Source organism: Lysobacter antibioticus HS124 (genome assembly GCF_000336385.2).
GTDB classification, from domain to species: Bacteria; Pseudomonadota; Gammaproteobacteria; order Xanthomonadales; family Xanthomonadaceae; genus Lysobacter; species Lysobacter firmicutimachus.
This window is the reverse complement of record NZ_HG424614.1, coordinates 1-386: the sequence shown is the minus strand read 5'-3', so window position 1 is coordinate 386 and position 386 is coordinate 1. Positions and strand designations below refer to the sequence as shown.

The window sequence follows — 386 nt, the reverse complement described above, 5'->3', positions numbered from 1 at the left end:
GCCACCTGGCCTATGTGATTTACACCTCCGGTTCGACCGGCCGGCCGAAGGGGGGGATGAACGAGCACCGCGGCATCGTCAATCGATTGCACTGGATGCAGCAGGCCTACGCCCTGACCGAGCAGGACGTAGTGCTGCAGAAGACGCCGTTCGGCTTCGACGTGTCGGTGTGGGAGTTCTTCTGGCCGCTGATGGCCGGTGCGCAGTTGGTGCTGGCGCGCCCGGAAGGGCACAAGGACCCCGCCTATCTGGGCGAGCTGATCCGCAGCGCCGGAGTCACCACCCTGCATTTCGTGCCGTCGATGCTGCAGTTGTTCCTGGCCCGGCTCGACGCGGTCGCCGGTTGCGCCAGCCTGCGCCGGGTGATCTGCAGCGGCGAGGCCTTG

The 386-nt window shown here is 66.8% G+C and carries 1 protein-coding gene; it reads left to right on the top strand.

Going from position 1 to position 386, the window contains the following annotated elements; genetic code table 11:
- Positions 1 to 386, top strand: a 386-nt coding sequence (locus tag TX83_RS24290) for an AMP-binding protein (protein WP_141233634.1), incomplete at both ends; no start/stop codon positions are given.